Source organism: Mucilaginibacter sp., from assembly GCF_028288225.1.
Taxonomy (GTDB): Bacteria; Bacteroidota; Bacteroidia; order Sphingobacteriales; family Sphingobacteriaceae; genus Mucilaginibacter.
In genome coordinates this window covers 42,873-59,359 of the sequence record NZ_JAQBOC010000061.1, presented here as the reverse complement: position 1 = coordinate 59,359, position 16,487 = coordinate 42,873, and the positions used below count along the sequence as shown (strand labels likewise).

The window sequence follows — 16,487 nt, the reverse complement described above, 5'->3', positions numbered from 1 at the left end:
TCACGCTAATAATTTGGGTTGCTGCATTTCCTTTACCATGGCTTCAATGCCCTTTTGAACGCTGCCGTGCCTGGCGGCCAGTTCCATGACTTTCACCCTTTCGGTTCCTTCCGTGGTGTAGGCATAATATTCTTCCGGGCACAGCTCATTTTTATATACTTTCAGCTGTTGTCCCCCGATGTCAATGAAGATCTCGTGGTTATCCTTGTTGACCGATAGTAATATGGTCTTGCCTTTTTCCGGCAGCCCCAGTACATCCTGCAGCTTTTCGATCCTGCCCTGGAATTTCCGCATGTCCATCAATATTTTGATATCGGCGTTATTGATGATGGCGTCCTTGATGATCGGCGATGAGACCAGGTCTTCCAGTTCCTGGGTGATGACAATGGGAATGCCGTTAAACTTGCGGATCGTCTTAAAGGCATATTTCAGGAATTCCGCCATACCGGATTTGGCAATGGCTTTCCAGGCTTCGTCAATGGTCAAAACTTTTCTTACGCCTTTCAGCTTGCGCATCTTGCTGATGAACAGCTCCATGATAATGAGCGTTACCACCGGGAACAGGATCGGGTGGTCTTTGATGTTGTCCAGCTCTATGACAATAAAGGGTTGGTCTAACAGGTCCAGGTTCTCTTTGCCGTTGAGCAGGTAATCGAACTCCCCGCCTTCGTAATAGGGCCTGAGCACGTATAAAAAATTATCGACGTCGAAATCGCGGTCCTTTACCCGCTGCCCCTTCAATACGTCCACATAATGCGTTTCGAGGTACTCGTAAAAAGTATTGAAGCAGGGAAACAGGCTCTTGTCCTTTTCCAGGTACCGGTAAAATCCCTGCAGCGCATTGGACAGCGCGACGTATTCCGAGCGGTTAAACCCTTCGTTTTCCTGCTTCCACAAGGCGACCAGCAAGGCTTTCAGGCTTTCCTTTTTTTCCGTATCCGGGATTTCCCCGGCTTTGATATAAAAAGGGTTAAAACGGATAGGGTTTTCTTCCGTATAGGTGAAATAATAGCCGCCAACCAGCTCGCACAAACCCAGGTAGCTGCCGCCGATGTCTACCGTTACGCAATGCGCCCCCTGGTCATACAGGGAACGGAGGATATGATTGACGGTCATCGATTTACCGCCACCGGAGGTCCCGCAACAAAGCACCCCCATATTGGAAGAAATGCCTTCCCTGCGCGGCCCGTCAAACAGGTCCACAAACACCGGCCTGCCGGAACGGTCACAAAAACGGATGCCCTCATCCGGTGCCGCGCTCTTATAGTTACTTTCCAGGTTCAGGAAACAGCAGGCCTGTTCCGCGAAGGTATCAAAGGTGTCATTGACCGGGAAATCCGCCGCGTTGCCGGGGATGCCCGCCCACCAGATCTGCGCGGCACCCGCCGTTTCGGGTTTGGCAGCGGCATCCATCCCGGCCAGTGCCGAGGCGACCTGGTTTTTCATGTCCTTCAGCTCTTCCGGGTTGTCCGACCAGACCATCACGTTGAAATGCGCCTTGACCGGGAGCCTTTGCTGGCTGATCGCCTCGTTTAAAAAGTCGTTGGTCGCCTCCAGGGAAATTGCATTTTCACGGGAATAAGCGGACAGGGATTGCAGCCGCAGGCGCTTTTTCTCCAGTTGCCGGAGCGTATCCTGTGCGTCGCCGACCAGGATGAACTGGTTATAGATATGGTTGCAGGGCAGCAGTAATCCCAGGCCGGCGGCGAAGCTGACCGGGAATTTGGTTTTATCCGTAGAATAAGCATCATAGGTGATCCGCGAACCGCAAAGACCGGGCAGGTCTTCCGCATCGCCTAAGGTATAGATCGCCAGCTGCTGGTCCCCGATGCGGATAGTATCCTGAAATTGAATGTCTTTGTATACCTGCTGCTCATCCTGTTCCGGCAGGCAGCAATACCGCTCGATCAGTCCGGTTTTTCGGGGCAGGCTTTGCAGGTCAGCCGCTTTCAGCTGGGTCAGTTTGACCAGGCGGCCGTCTTCCAGCAGGCGTTTAAACTGCCCGGCCAGGTCCAGGAATTCTCTCAAAGCCTGCGGCTTCAGTGTCTCGCTGGGAACGAGGGACGGCCGGAGCAGGTTGGAAAAAACGGAATTGCCCGGTTTCCGGCCTGCCGGTCTTTTCGTCAGCAGGATATAGCAGTCATGCTGCAGATACGGCCTGCCGCTGAAATAGCGCGCACTGCTTTCGTTTAAAAAGCTGCGCTGCTTTTTTTGTTCAGCGGCCTGGTAGTTGCGCCGGACGAACCAGTCCTGCTTGTGCAGCACGCTGTTTTTGGGCAGCACTTTAACCGCTTTCAGCCAGGCCTGGTGCAGGTTTTCGTAATCCTCGTCCGATAGCGTAAACACTTCCGGCAGCGTGGCTTTGAACACCACGGTAAATTCCCCTTGCGTGGACAGGATGCAGTCATGCTCCACGCCCATAATCGGTAATATATCCTTCAACTCTTTTTCCATCTCCGTTTATTCTTCTCTGTTTTTTTTAAGCCCCTCTCTAACTGAGGCTGCTTTAAAAGCGTGGCCTGTTTTTGGGCTTCATTTGCCGTACTATTTCCTGGTGCTCCCGCCGCAATTGTTCGCGGTTGCGCCGGATAAGCGCGGGAATATGGGTTTCGCTGAGCGGGATGACCGCTGCTTTCAGCTCTTTTTGGATCGGGTAGCGGCGGAGCAGCTCCCTTTCCTCCATACCATACTGACGGGCAGCGGCCACCGGGTCGAGGCCGGTCCCGTTGGGTATCTGGATCCTGACCACGCTGCCCGGGAATTCCGTCAGTTTGGGGTCGATCTTCACCACCTGTTTTAGGAGCGGGTGGTAGAAAGCCTCATACTTTGAGCCGTCGCCGCTAAGGCCGAATGATTTTAAACTGATGACCGGGTGAAAGTTTTTGGCGTGCCGCAGTTCCTGCAGGCGGAGGTCTATGATAAATCCCTCACCGGCGATATCGATCCTGGGCAGTGCGCCTTTCAGGCGCAAGTCCAATGCTTCCTGGTCAACGATAAGCTCGAAGTCCGATTTACCCATCACCAGCTCCGGCGGCAGGCCATACCTGGCTGCCATTCCCTCGCGGTCGAGGTCGGTCATTTGGGGAACATCGATAACTTTTACCCGGTTCTGATCAAAAAGATCTTTCGCCGCCCGCAATTCATCCGGATCATAGAGCAAACGGTAAAAAGCGCCGTGATCCTGCATATCGTTGATAAAGGATATTTCATTGGCATGGTCATTGGTTTGCCGTAATACCTGCTTTTCGATATCAACCAGGAAGCTGGTTCCCTCAATCGTGAATAACGGCACTGGCCTTAGCTTTTTCATTTTCATTCCTCCTTATCTTGATAAATACCGAAATAATTTGCGGCTATAGGATTTCAGCACCTGGGGTACACGCCGTTTAGCAAGGGCTTTCATCATGCCGTATTCACCGTATTTCCTGCTCATGGCAAAGAGTCTGATGCTCATGTAAGCACCGCTTCCGCCGATTACCGCAAAACACATGACTGTTCCCGCTCCCGCGATGTACAGGACGGCAAAAAAGATCATCAGCGCGATCACCATGCCGCCGAAATACCAGATATATTGCGCTTTAAGCCCCCGGAACTCAATACTCTTATTAATGCCTTTATTGATGTGATATATACTGTTGCTCATGGTCTTATATTTGCTGTATTTGGTTGGGTCGGGGTCATTCCTGAGTCACCTGCCGCGCGTTTCGTTTGCCGGGCGAATAAATTGAGCATGCGGCCTTCATAGTGCTGTTCTACCCGATGGCGGATAGCAGCGATCGAAAAAATGTAACGGTGCAGCGGACAACGGATATGTTGAAAGGTCGGGGCATTCATAATTTTAAACCTTTCGTCTTTTTGCCACGCAGCGATATCTCCCCGCGCAGCGCGCTCCCATTGACTACGGCCTGCGTTACCCATTTCTCGGGGTCGTTTTGTTTTTGCTGGCCGGGCATGGCAATAACCTTTGCTTCCGCCTGGTTGATCCCGTTTTTTTTCTCATCTGCAAGCATTTCTTCGGATCCCTCCTGCTGGTTTTGTGCCGCTTGTTTTTCCAGGATCTTTTGCGCGATCTCCCTTTCCAGCCGGGATAATTCACCTTTCATCTGCTGCAGTTCGGTTTCTTTTTCAAAAGGTTTGCCCAGCAGGCTTTGCAATTGGGGCAGCTGTTCTTCCATTTCCCGGAGCTCCCTTCCCTGCTTTTCCACCAGGCCGTCCACCTTGTCAATGGCGTTCAGGAAATAGCGGGCCGCCAGCTTGGGATTATCCGTATTGGGCGTGCCTGAGCTGAAGGTATAGCGGACACTGCTGCCCGGCCGCTCAGCAAACAGGGTATTGTACTCCCTGGTCAGTGGCTTGCCATCAAGATTGGTCAGTTCCTGTTCGTTCCGGATGTACAGTTTAAAACCGTAGAGGCTACCTAGTTCCTTTGGATTATCAGCCGCGCTTTTGGGCTTCCACGTCCGGTAAAGCCGGATCAGGTAGTTTCCGATGGCTTTGCTGTCAGCACTTTCCAGTTCTTTCAGGCGGATGGGGTTGGCTTTCGAGCCGTCCTTTTCCAGTTTCAGCTGCTTATGGTAAACTGCCTGGTCATTTTCGAGCACTTTCAGCATCTGTATGTTCCGCTCCTTTTCCCATTCCAGATTTTCCAGTTGGTAGCGGATACGGACGATCTCCCGGAAGTGAGCCGTTTTCAGGCTTTCGGTGACCGCGATCCTTTTCTCCAGCTTGGTCTTTTCCAGCAGGGTCGTATCTCCCGAGAGAATAGCGATGTATTCCGAGAAATTCATGCCGCTCTTTTCATCCATGGAACCCTCATCGATGGTGCGCACGTTGAGCTCGCAGTTCTTCATCTGCGAGATAAAGGTCTGTTTGTTTTTGAGCAGGTTAAACTTATAGTTGTCAAGGGATTGCTCTACGGCGTAGATAAAGTTCTGCACTTTGTTATCGTAACCTGATTTGGCCAGTTTATTGCCCTGCCTCGCGCCGCGCCCATTGCGCTGTTCCAGCTCGCTGGGTTTCCAGGGGATGTCGAGGTGGTGCATGGCGATCACCCGTTCCTGCACGTTCAGGCCGGTACCGGCTTTTTCGGTACTGCCGATGAGTATGCGGATATCGCCGCGGTTCATCTTTTTGAACAGGTCGGGTTTCTGCTTATCCGTCCAGTCGTGGATAAAAGTGATGTGACCTGCCGGGATCGCCATATCCCGGACCAGCTTTTGCTTCAAGGCATCATAGATATTAAAGGCATCGGGCTTGGGCGTACCGATATCGCAAAACACGATCTGGGTGCCGCGTTCCTTTTGACTGCCCCGGTATAATTCGGCCAGTTTCCTGGCGCAGACATTCACCTTAAAGTCCGGGTGATCCTCGTATTTAACCGGGTCAATGAGCCGTAGATCCGCCGCCATCTTTTTCGCGTAATTGGTGGCGATCAGCATCCGGCCTTTATCCTCGTCATCGCTCAAAGGGGGACGCCCGATCAGGGTCGCATCGCCGGTTTTGGCGAATTGCATCAGCCGTTTGATAAAATCAGCCTGCTCGGGGGTCGGCGGAATATTGACCAGCCGTTCGTCCAGCGCCGGTTTATCCAGGGAGATATGTTTAGCAGTTTTGTAATCGGTGATCTCGTTATAGAACAGCGCCAGTTCGGGTACTTTGATAAAATGCCGGAAGCGTTCCTTGGCGATAATTTCATTGGTAACTGAGAACTCGAAGTCGGTCGTCTTTTTGGCGAAAACTGCCGCCCAGCCGTCAAAGTTCTCAATGCGCTGCCGTTCCATTTCCTTTGGCCGCAGGTATTTAAAGATCAGGTACATTTCGGTCAGGCTGTTGGAGATCGGCGTGCCGCTCAGAAAAGTCACACAGAGATCGGCGTCAAACTTTTCCTGCAGTGTGCGCACCGCGAAAAGCATATTAAGCGCCTTCTGGCTGCCTTCGGTATTGCCCAGGCCCGCCACCCGGTCGTGCCGGGTGGTGAACGTCAGGTTTTTGAACTTATGGGATTCGTCCACGAAGAGGTGGTCGATGGCCATCTCCTTAAAGTCGATGCCCTTGTCCTTTTTGCCCTCGATCTCATGCTGGAGCGTTTTGAGCTTAGCTGTTAAATTCTTTTTGCGGACTTCCAGCCCCTTGAGCATACGGCGCGAAATATCGCCGCCTTCGTCCTGCAGCGTGTCCAGGTCACGTTCGGTATGATCCAGCTCGGTTTGGAAAATGCGCCGCTGGATCTCCGGGGACTGCGGGATCTTGCCAAACTGGTCATGCGTCAGGATGATACAGTCCCAGTTATTGTTTTTGATCTCGTGGAAAAGGCGCAGGCGCTTGTCGGGCGTAAAATCGTTTTCTCCGGGCGCTAGGATACGGGCATTGGGATAGGCTTTCCGGTACGTTTCAGCGATCTGGTTGACATTTGCCTTAAGCGCCAGGATCATGGGTTTATGCACGATGCCGAGGCGCTTCATTTCCTGCGCTGCCACGATCATCGTCAGCGTTTTGCCCAAACCCACCTCGTGGTCGATCAGTGCACCCCGGTTCTGCACAATCCGCCAGGCGGCATTTTTCTGCGAACTATAAAGGTCTTCGATGCCCAGCGCTTTTTTATCCAGGCCCGGGAAACTCAGGTGATCGCCCTGATACGCGCGCAGTACATAGCAGTTAAAGGTATCGTTGTACAGCTTTTCGAGGTATTTCTTTTCCTCGGCAGGCAGCTCCTGTAACCAGCCCACAAAGCCGGAACGAATGCTTTCGATCTTTTGATGAGCCAGCTGGATGGCTTCATTATCGGGGTATCTTTTAGTTTTGCCGCTGCCCAGAGAAACCTCGTAGCTAAAGTAAGGGCTGGTATTTTCCATTGCGTGTTCCAATAAGGTATAGCCGTAAGTCCGGCGGCTGCTTTCTTTTGGCGTGATGGCAAATTCCCGGCTGATCTTCAGATTGCTGCCCTTGGTACTGACTTTAAAGTTATCGCCGGAATGCAGGTAGGCGATATGCACAGGCAGTTCAAAGAAATCACTGGCGAACCGTTCGTAATAAGCCAGCGGGAACCAGCGCTCACCAAGGTTAAAGTCCAGCAGCTCAAAAGGGATCGGTTCGGGTTGCACCCTGCTGATCGCCTGCAAACTGTGTTGCAGATGTGCATCCTGCGGGTTTTGTTCCGCCCGTTGTTGCGCGATTTCCAGCTTCTGCACCACGTTACCCGATAGGTACTGGTCGACCGTTTCCCATTCCCGGGTTTGAGGGTTCAGGCAGATATGGCTTTGCAGGCTGATGGTTACCTCATCTGCAGAAAGCCCCGTCACAGCGCCGATAAAGCTCAGGTCGACCGCACCTTTTTCATTCAGACAGCGGGCCAGCGCCGATACCGGGTCATCGGTTTTAAAGTCCTCCCGGTTCCGGAACACCGGCGCCGTCAGGATATCGGCAGGCTGAAAATCGTTACCGTTTTTTACTTCGATAGAGGACAGCAGTTTAAAGCCCTCCTTTTCATCGGCCAGGACCAGCCTTCGGTTAGCCGGACGATTGAGTTCGCCGTATTGCTGCACAAATTGGTTATAAGCCTCCTCCAGTTCGCGGCGGAAGGCCGGGTATTCGGTTTGCGCGGCGGCTTCAGTTGCATATAGTGCGAGGTAATGATCCCTTACGGTGATATACCGCTCATAAAACAAGGCGTCCTTTTGATCGGCCAGCGGCTGAAAGACGGCCTGGCTGCGCGTATCGTTGATCCGGTGGATCGTTCCGGTCTGCCCGTTCAGGCTGACCAGGCTGCCTTCCTGGTGAAAGGCGTTCAGTGCACGGTAATAAATTTCGGCATTCTGGCCGAAATTGAAAAATCCCTTCAGGCTCTGGTCGCCTTCGACGTAAAAATCATGGTTATATTTTTGGAGCGCGGCCACCAGCCGTGGCAGCTCCTGGCTGAGCAAGTTACCATTGAGCCAATGAAAAGGCACAACGATCCCTTCTACGTTGGCTACCAGTTTGTACCCGAATTGTTTGCCCCCCTGATAGCGGGCGGTCAGCAGCACCACGCTTTCGTGCTCCGGGTTATCCTTCGTGCGGATGGTGCCGATGAGCCGGGCGCTGATCTTCTGTACCGTATTTTCGTCCGATTCCTTTATATAATCCATCGCCCGGTTACCGTTTTCGGCGGGTGCGCTGTCAAAAAGGCCCAGCTGAACGCTGACTTGTGCGGCCGTATTTTCAGGCATCGGCAGGTAGTTAAGCAATGGCTTTTGTGCTGCTTTTTGCGCTTCATTTAACGGGCTTTGCGCCAGCTTGAAAGCTTCAGGCCGGAAATGAGCCTGCAAACCATCGCGGAGGTTCTCCCGGAGAACGCCTGTAACCGCAGCAATGTCGCCCTGCTGCCAGGTGACCTCGTGCGCCTGCCCATACTGATTCTTACCCGCCCTGATGGTGTCTGCGGCGATGATCCGTTCCCGTTCGGTGTCGATAAATTCGTTGACATGGTACCTGCCGAACTCATTTGCCTTATGCGCGGTTTCCAGCAGCATCTCTTCATCAGCGTTCAGTTCCGTTTTACTGCTGTTCTTTTGCACAACCAGTAAATGGCTGGGCGCTTCGGTGTTACCGGTATCCTTCATCAGGTTATCCGGCATGACGGTGAGGCTGATAAAATCAGCGTGGTGAAAAAGGTATTCCCTGGCTGCGCGGTTAGACGGATTATTAAGAAAAGCATCTGTGGTGATGAATGCCATAATGCCACCGTCGGCCAGCTTATCCAGCCCTTTGGCGAAAAAATAATTGTGGATCTTGCCACTGATATCCTTATCCGGGAAAGCCGGGTCATAAACCTGGAAACTGCCGAATGGGATATTGCTGACGATCAGGTCATGCTGCCCATTTTCTGTATCGGCCGTTTCTTCCAGCCCTTTGACCTGCACATTAACTGGCGCCGGTAAGGTCGCTGCCAGTGCTCGCAACACCATACCTGTAACGATGTCTTTTTCGACCGCGGTGATCTGTTCAGTGTTTGGGAAGGCCTTGATCAGTTCAGTGATGAAAATACCCGCGCCGCTGCTCGGTTCATAGGGATGTTTAGGGTCGATGCCGTTTTCCTTCAAGACTGCATACAGCGTTTGCGGAACAACTGCCGGTGTGTAATAGGCGGTCAGGATGCTGTCACGAATGGATTGTACAGCGGCCTTGTAATCCGCTTCCGGCAAACCGTCCTTAAGCAACTCGTGCAGTTCCATCATGGACGGGTACAGGCGCAGATCCTGCCGGGAAGCATTCCGGTCAATCCAGCCCTGCTTTTCCCCGGCAGGAAACAGCACCGCTTTCAGTCCGCCGAAACCGGCATAAGCCTGCAAAGCCGCCTGGTCTTCAGGATGGGCGGTTTGCCCGTTCCGGTGCGCCAGCGCGATTTTAATCGCGGTGATATTATCCCTTAGTTTTTGAAACTGATTGTAAGCCATTGTTCCGCACTTATCTTTCTGACTATTTCCTTCTTTGCTTACCGTTCAAGGTATTCTGCGATCATACCCATGACCGCATATTTCAATTCCCTGCTATCCTCGTTTTCCTCCCCGAAACCGAACACTTCGAAAATGGGCTCGCAGGCACCGGTCAGGTTGATGAGCTCGTAGGTCAGGATGCCGCTCGTGCTCATGCGCCGGTAATCTACCTCAAACTCTTCCTCCAGCAAGCTCCGCATATATTCGAAGCGTGATGGCCTGAGATCCCTGGTCAGTTCTTCCATGCACAGGGCTTCAATGACATAGGGCGGGCGGTTCTCTGCCTGCAATGCTTCGCAAAGGTCCATTACTGAGTCGACCTTGTGTTCGAGGTAGTGGGGCAGCCGGTGATCTTCCTGCAGGGAGATCAGCAGGTCCAGGTGGTTTTGAACCAGGTAGCTGTGCAGCTTATTCATAAGTAGTTCTTTCATGACGGTATCGATTGGGTTTCTATGCTCCCCCTTCAGGAGCCAGGGGGTTTACATCCCGAAAAATGATTTGATGATGGTGGCCACCACGACCAGGAAGATACAGGAGCCGAACCAGGCTGCCGCAACCTTACTGGTATCCTGGTCCCCGCTGTTCCACTTCTGGTATACCTTGACGGCCCCGATCAGGCCGACGATTGCCCCGATGCCGTACATCAGGTTGGTGCCGGAATCAAAATAACTTCTGACCTGCGTGTTCGCCTGGTTGATACCCGCATTGCCGTCCTGGCTTCGGGCAGCCATGCTCATGATTAGCAGCAGTATGAGGGTGCTGCCTGTTTTAAGGGGTTTACCCCTGAATTTTCCACTCCACGTTTTCATCTTCTTCATTGTTTTTAAAGGCGATGGGGCTGCCAGCCTGATATTCACCGGACTGGTGGGTCCATCTTCACTTATCTTTTTTCGGTTAAAAATTCTTTTTCAATTGCGCTCGCGCGCTTCGCCGTTTGGTAATCATCCGGGCCAATAACTTTCCTGCGCTCCCGGTTTATCACCGCGTCGTCAGCAGCAGGGTCAGGCGGACAGCAGGAAATTGCTGCCTGGTCTTTTTGGCTGCTTCCGGTTATCCCGGCCAACTCTTGAGCTGGCCGGGGCCGGGAGCCGCGCTGCCTGCTAACCGCTCCACCACTCATCTGCCTCATCTTCGGTCAGTCCGGCAACGCCTGTCCTTTCACATTCCGAAACCACCAGTTCATTGATGGCCGGCCGATGCGGTGAGGTCTTAAGCGAAACATGACCGCGGAATAGTTTTTTGAGCTGCGGGATGAGCACCGCAGGCGCAAAGGGCTTGTCAGCCGCAGCCAGTATAATTTGCTTGATCTTCCCGATCAGTTCATCTGCTTCAGCCATGGAATCATCCGGCAGTCCATCATAATTGCTATTGGCAGGAGCTGGCGCAGCAGCTGCCGCTTCAGGTTCCCCGTACATTAAGGCAGCGGGTAAAGCATTGCCTGCAACGGGTTTGTTGCCGCAGATCCGGTTGTACAGCTGACTGATGTCGCCTGCAAAAAATCTGATGCCCAGCATGATGTAATAAATGACCAGCAGGAAGGTGATAAATTCCAGGTAGCTGGTCCAGGTAATGCGGTGTAGTAAGCTCATTTCTTTCTTCCTCTTTGGTTAATTTGGATGCTTTTATTTTGCCGGCAGCACTAAGATGGCTGCCTGTTTGCCAGTACAAAAGAACTTTATCCGGCTTCGCGCTACAAGTTCAAGTTCCGGCTGAACCCGCAGCTGCATCCTTGAATCCGATTGATAATGAGCGTGATATATTTTGCTGATGAAAGAAAAAAACAATAAGCTTAAGATTTGGTGGAAGGAAGGAAACCGGGAAGGACGGTTCAGGCTATGCGATGGAGGGATTAAAGGCGGGCGGAAAAAAATTCAGGGTTGTTGGTTTTTGGCCGGAAAAGGCCCGCTATCCGCGGGCGGAACGGGTTTCTCACGCTGGTGTTTATTTATATTCCCTGATCTTGCGGATGAGTTTTTCGAGTGCGTCAATGGCGATGGCTTTATCGGCTTCTTCGGGGTGGTAGGTGCTGCTGCGCATGCTGTTCCAGGAGATGTCCTTTTTTTGGGAAGTGGACAGGAAGGGCACAATGGAGCGGAAGACGAGGCTGATGGAACGCGACATGATGAGCCGGGTATCGTCAGCAGCTTTCAGGATGAGGCCCATCTGGTCGACGCTCAGTTTGCACAGCACTTTAAAGCCTGCAGAACTATTTTTTGACCGCAGCATCCTGTCTTTTCCATCCTCGTCCGAAATATGCCGGCCATATCTTTTGACAAGTTGATTTTGCAGTTGCTCGAGTTCCATAATGATCCGCTCACCCGTTTCGAAAAGCGGGCTGTTTCCCGGATAGGCTGAAAAGTTAACCATGGCCTGATCCTTTAGAAATTCCAGTGCCCGGGCATACTGCCGGAGCAGTATTTTTTGCTTTTTTTGCGAACACAAAAAAAAGGTTTGGGTTTTAAGGCTGTAAAGGATATTACGGTTTTCTGTTTTTAATTGTGACCGGATCAGTTCAATTTGAGCTGCCGGTAATTGCGCTATGTTGGTTTGATCCGGGTTTAAGGTCACTTCGACCACTTCCTCTAGCCAGGTAAACGGATAGGTTTGTTTGCTGAGTAGACATTTGCTCATCGCTTTAACTGCATATTAAGGTTTCCAGATCTTCTTTTAGCAGGTCACTTAACCTCCCGGGTTAAAATCAGTTCCTCCTGTTATTCGCCGGGCGACCGGTAACAGCGTGGATGTTGTTTAAAAAGTTCATTCCATTTTGCTGACCGGGAAAAGATGCAAAAATTGTGCTTCTCTTCAGGTGTTTTAATGGTGAAAAAAGTGTGGTCTTCCTCTTTATAAGAATTATTCTTTTCAAATTATCTTTAGGCCCCGCTTTAAAAGCTTGCCAAAACACCTCGTAAAACTTGCGGCTCAGTATAATTCGGGCCATTAACTGTTGAAAAAAAATAAGTAAAAAAACTTTTTATTTACTGACTTGTTTAATCTTTAATTACGATCTGTTAATCCAAAGTTAATGTCTTGTAAAGCCCGGCAGTTTTGATCTAAATCAAAATCATATGGCCGAATGGAATGAACTCGAGGCGGCGGAACATTTGTTCCAGGTCCTTACTTTTATCGCCCCGCTTTCTGCGGCATTGCAGGAACGGATGGGCGGTTACCTAAAACAGGAAAACCACCCCAAAAAACACCTCTTGTTGCGGCAGGGCGAAATTGCCCGGAAAATCTTTTTTATCAGGAAGGGGTTTGCCCGGTCCTTTTTTCATGATAAAGAAGGTAATGAACATACAAGCTGGTTCATGGGCATGCACGATATCATGATCTCTGTTTATAGCTTTTATACACAACAGCCCTCCGCTGAAAACATTGAATTGCTGGAGGACAGTATGCTTTTATCGCTGACCTGGGACCAGGTGCACACCATCTATGCGGAACATCCCGAATTCAACTACCATGGCCGGCTGCTCACGGAGAAGTATTATATACAATCCGAGGAACGCGCCATATTGCTCCGTACAAAAAAACCTGCGGAGCGTTACCAGCGGCTGCTCCAAAGCCACCCGGGGATCCTTCAAAAAGCATCGCTCCGGCAGATCGCATCCTTCCTGGGCATAACGCAGGAAACGCTAAGCCGGATCCGCGCACAAAAGTCGAATTTGATTTAAATCAAGAAAACGGCACTTTGGATTTTCCAATTTTGTTCCTAAAAAAAGCAATGAAAAGAAGAATTACCTATGTATTCCTGCTTTTAAGCAGCCTGGCTGCCTGCAGGAAAGAACAGCAAGTGCTGCCGAACAATGCGGCAGCGGCAAGTAAAACCGATTCCCTCACACTTGACAGGGTAAAACAGTTCTACAGCAAACAAACGGCCAGCTCAAATCTTACCGCTGAAAGTACCGGGCAATCTTTCAGTCTTTCAAAATTGGCGGTCCCGTGGAATAATGCCCGTTCATTTGCCAACAAAAGCGGCAATTACTGGCTGGTCCCGTTAAGTGGCGCGCCAATTTTTCAAAAAACAAAACAAGGCTACCGGAAGCTGGCATTTTTGCGTGATGCTGACGGGACAATCCAGGCGCGGATACTGGAGTTCATTCCGGACGGCTTGTATTTCCAGCGAAAACGAAAAGTAACCACTGCCGATTATACGGGCCGGATCTTTATTTATGACCAGGCCTATCATTTGCTGGGCGGCGAGCTGAGAGCAAACGGAAAGCTTGCCGGGCAAATAAGACCCTCCGCTCATGCTTCCGGCACCTCTTCCCTGGTACGCACGGATAGCATGGCAGTAACGGAAGATTGTGAGTGGTATGATAACAACTATATCAACTCGGATGGTATGCTGGTCGTTTATTCCGAAAGGATCTGCACCCTATCCATTAGTGGCAGTGATGGTACGGGCGATGGCTTTGACGGCGGCAGCGGGAACTATGCAGGCAGCGGCGATGGCGGGAACGGCGATTCCGCAGGCACCCCACCCGCTTCCAATCTCCCGGGGGAGCTTGGTCCGGCAATCAACCCAAAAAGCCTGATGGATTGTTTCGGAAATGTCCCCAGTGCAGGTGCGGCCATGAAGGTCACCGTTTATGTCCAGGAACCATTTCCCGGCACCTCCTTCAATATCGGGCCTAACAGTGTCGGTCATGTTGCCATCGGCCTGACCAAAACAAACGGCAACAATTCGGTGACCCAGATTGTCGGGTATTACCCAAACGCTTCCGGGCTCGATAAAATACATGCACCTTCTAAAGTAGTCAACAATGGTGGTGATCTTGAATACAACGTAAGCATTAGCTATACTGTCAGCGCAGGTCAATTTAACCAAATTACCAGTTATATTTCAAACCCGCCGACTCACTACGACCTGACAGACTTTAACTGCACTAATTTTGTGTATAATGCCTGCGAAGCCGGTGGGGTTACGCTGCCTGATCCATTTTCTACGGTAGGGCTTTTGCCGGTTACCGCGATGACGCCGGCAGGTCTTGGCAATAGTATTGAGAAGCTAAAAGGCCAAAATAATGTTAATACGACAGGTGGAATAACGCCTAATAGTAAGGGACCTTGTAACTAGATAAAAATGAAAAAAATATATATTATAGCCACAACGGCATTCATCCTATTCAGTAACGTGCCATTTATCAGCTTTTTATTTGAAGAAAATTACGCTTATAGTAATGCTGACAGTAGTTTTATCTATAACGAGGAAGCGGGTAAAGGCAAATCTTTTTCTGGTTGTCAGCGTTTGTATGGCTATTTCCTTTGCCAGCACCCGGAAAAAGACCATGGCGACAATAAGCTCTACCGGACATTTACGATTAAACCCTGGCGGTTTTGGGAGTGGCGGGAGATGATCTTTCACAGTGAACGCTTCGGTCTCCCTTACCTGCAGCCTAAAAATGGCGGGCAATGATCGGGTAACAGGGATGCCAACCCGGCTTCCCTGTTATTTCATGATCTGTTAATCATGGTCTTATAAAGAACGGTGAGTTGCAACTATTATTTATCGTAAGTTTAAAAACCGGTTAAAATGCTAACAAAAACATATTAAAGCCAGTTGCCAAGCATACATGGCACTTAAGGCCGGATTTGATATCTTCCCTTTCAATTTTACTAACCCGGGAAGGCGGAATTCCTGTCAGGCTTGCCAGTGCTCCCGTGACAAATCTCCATCCATTTTCAAAGTTTTTGGCCTTATACCAAAGCCTTTAACCTGATCATTTTTTGGATGTTTGGTAAAAAACCGAAATTCAGCCATATGATTGTTTTTTATAGACGCTTATATGCGTTATTTGTATTTTTTAGATAATAGTCTTCACGGTCGGCAGGGCCCTCCTACCGGTAGCAAATCCTGCAGGCCTTGTACCCTTGTTGATTGCCTGGGCCTTGGGAATCTTTGCAATGCCCATGGGTGCAGCGTGATAGCCCCCGGCACTCATGGGAATGATAGGCATACGCTGCCCTGCTTTGGCAGATTTCGGGTGTGGGTGGCTCTAATAAGACAAATTGCAGACCAGCCATAATAACGGCCCGGCCGGCCAAAAGGGGATATTAAATCAGGATATACTGCTGGTTCTACCGGTCAGCACAGATTACCTGCACTCCTTTCTCTCCTGCAATGATGGCTTTCGAAGCCATTCGATAAAACAAGGAATGTTCTACAACGCCCGGGATCATTTTTATATTTATATTCAATGTTCCTAAGTCAGGAAATTTGCGGAACCTGATATCGGCAAGAAAGTTTCCATTTTCGGAAATGACCGCGCCATCTTTCTGCTGGCTCATACGCAAATCAAAAAAAGCTTCCGGATAGTTTGACTTAATAAAATTTTCTACAAAGAGCAAAGCTTCCGGCAGAATTTCAATTACCAGCGGATAGCTGGTACCCAAGTCGGGGATCAATTTACTTTCGTCCCCTACCAAAATAAAATTATTTGCCATTGATGCCAAAATCTTTTCATGCGTATGGATTCCACCGCCACTTTTCAGGGCATTTAATTCATTGTCGAAACAGTCACAACCATCAAAATAAACGTCCAGCCTATTGATTTGCGATGATAATTTCTGAATGAGGCCCTTTTCCTTCAAAAAGAGGCGTGTTTTGAATGAAGACGATACAAAAGTAAGCTGCTTTGCCAGATCCGTTTGCTCACTAATCCAGTCTACCAGATAAGAAATTGTAGTCCCTGCACCCAGCCCGACTACCAGGCCAGGCTCTATGAAGCCCAAACAGGCTTTAGCCGCTTCCATTTTATAGTTTATCATAGACAGTTGTTGCTTCTTTATTTTTTACTGCGGGCCCCATAATTAAATCCGGGTTTCCTCTCCGCAATTTTCGATTCCGGTTCAAATTTACCCAATTCCTTATCAATCGGAGAGAACAGAACCAGTAAAATAAGGGGCTGCTTAGTTTATAGCCCCCAAAGTGTCTAGTCGCCATTAATTACTACAGAGAAGGCTATAGTGGCTATGATTCAAATAAAATACTGCATCCGGATAAGAAGAAACCAG

14 protein-coding genes are annotated in these 16,487 nt (G+C 50.2%); 3 read left to right on the top strand and 11 right to left on the bottom strand.

What is annotated here, in order from left to right; genetic code table 11:
- The 10 genes from JWQ54_RS18745 to JWQ54_RS18700 all read right to left on the bottom strand — a co-directional run bounded on the left by JWQ54_RS18745 (nt 1) and on the right by JWQ54_RS18700 (nt 12,411).
- The gene (locus JWQ54_RS18745) at nt 1–2,454 is read right to left on the bottom strand and encodes a TraG family conjugative transposon ATPase (protein WP_299587884.1); all 2,454 of its coding nucleotides are present in this window, start codon (nt 2,452–2,454) and stop codon (nt 1–3) included.
- Nucleotides 2,455–2,506: 52 nt separating this feature from the next.
- Nucleotides 2,507–3,310: a hypothetical protein gene (locus JWQ54_RS18740; RefSeq protein ID WP_299587882.1), complete on the bottom strand. Its 804-nt coding sequence runs from the start codon at nt 3,308–3,310 to the stop codon at nt 2,507–2,509.
- A gap of 12 nt (nt 3,311–3,322) precedes the next feature.
- Nucleotides 3,323–3,643, bottom strand: a complete 321-nt coding sequence (locus JWQ54_RS18735; protein WP_299587879.1) for a DUF4133 domain-containing protein — start codon at nt 3,641–3,643, stop codon at nt 3,323–3,325.
- A gap of 187 nt (nt 3,644–3,830) precedes the next feature.
- The gene (locus JWQ54_RS18730) at nt 3,831–9,431 is read right to left on the bottom strand and encodes a helicase-related protein (RefSeq protein WP_299587877.1); all 5,601 of its coding nucleotides are present in this window, start codon (nt 9,429–9,431) and stop codon (nt 3,831–3,833) included.
- 38 nt (nt 9,432–9,469) lie between these two features.
- The gene (locus JWQ54_RS18725; RefSeq protein ID WP_299587876.1) at nt 9,470–9,901 is read right to left on the bottom strand and encodes a DUF1896 family protein; all 432 of its coding nucleotides are present in this window, start codon (nt 9,899–9,901) and stop codon (nt 9,470–9,472) included.
- Nucleotides 9,902–9,949: 48 nt separating this feature from the next.
- Entirely contained in the window at nt 9,950–10,279 is a 330-nt protein-coding gene (locus JWQ54_RS18720) for a DUF4134 domain-containing protein (RefSeq protein ID WP_299587986.1), read from the bottom strand.
- Nucleotides 10,280–10,350: 71 nt separating this feature from the next.
- On the bottom strand, nt 10,351–10,599 hold the full coding sequence (locus JWQ54_RS18715) for a hypothetical protein (protein WP_299587874.1): 249 nt from the start codon (nt 10,597–10,599) through the stop codon (nt 10,351–10,353).
- On the bottom strand, nt 10,571–11,059 hold the full coding sequence (locus JWQ54_RS18710; protein ID WP_299587872.1) for a hypothetical protein: 489 nt from the start codon (nt 11,057–11,059) through the stop codon (nt 10,571–10,573). Before JWQ54_RS18710 ends, JWQ54_RS18715 begins: the two co-directional genes overlap by 29 nt.
- 352 nt (nt 11,060–11,411) lie before the next feature.
- Complete coding sequence (locus JWQ54_RS18705) at nt 11,412–12,101, bottom strand: hypothetical protein (protein WP_299587870.1); 690 nt, start codon at nt 12,099–12,101, stop codon at nt 11,412–11,414.
- A gap of 67 nt (nt 12,102–12,168) precedes the next feature.
- Nucleotides 12,169–12,411 (bottom strand): hypothetical protein, encoded by a 243-nt coding sequence (locus tag JWQ54_RS18700; protein ID WP_299587868.1) that lies wholly within the window; start codon nt 12,409–12,411, stop codon nt 12,169–12,171.
- 127 nt (nt 12,412–12,538) lie between these two features.
- On the opposite strand from JWQ54_RS18700, the gene JWQ54_RS18695 reads away from it, so the two are divergent.
- Genes JWQ54_RS18695 through JWQ54_RS18685 form a run of 3 tightly spaced genes read left to right on the top strand, consistent with a single transcriptional unit; the run spans nt 12,539 to nt 14,889 of the window.
- Nucleotides 12,539–13,144 (top strand): Crp/Fnr family transcriptional regulator, encoded by a 606-nt coding sequence (locus tag JWQ54_RS18695; protein WP_299587865.1) that lies wholly within the window; start codon nt 12,539–12,541, stop codon nt 13,142–13,144.
- A 50-nt stretch (nt 13,145–13,194) separates the two neighbouring features.
- A complete protein-coding gene (locus JWQ54_RS18690; protein ID WP_299587862.1) occupies nt 13,195–14,550 on the top strand; it encodes a hypothetical protein in 1,356 nt (451 codons plus the stop codon).
- Nucleotides 14,551–14,556: 6 nt separating this feature from the next.
- Nucleotides 14,557–14,889 (top strand): hypothetical protein, encoded by a 333-nt coding sequence (locus tag JWQ54_RS18685; RefSeq protein ID WP_299587860.1) that lies wholly within the window; start codon nt 14,557–14,559, stop codon nt 14,887–14,889.
- Nucleotides 14,890–15,551: 662 nt separating this feature from the next.
- Here the strand turns inward: JWQ54_RS18685 and rpiA are convergent.
- A complete protein-coding gene (gene rpiA, locus JWQ54_RS18680; RefSeq protein WP_299587858.1) occupies nt 15,552–16,226 on the bottom strand; it encodes a ribose 5-phosphate isomerase A in 675 nt (224 codons plus the stop codon).
- Nucleotides 16,227–16,487: the final 261 nt, after the last annotated feature.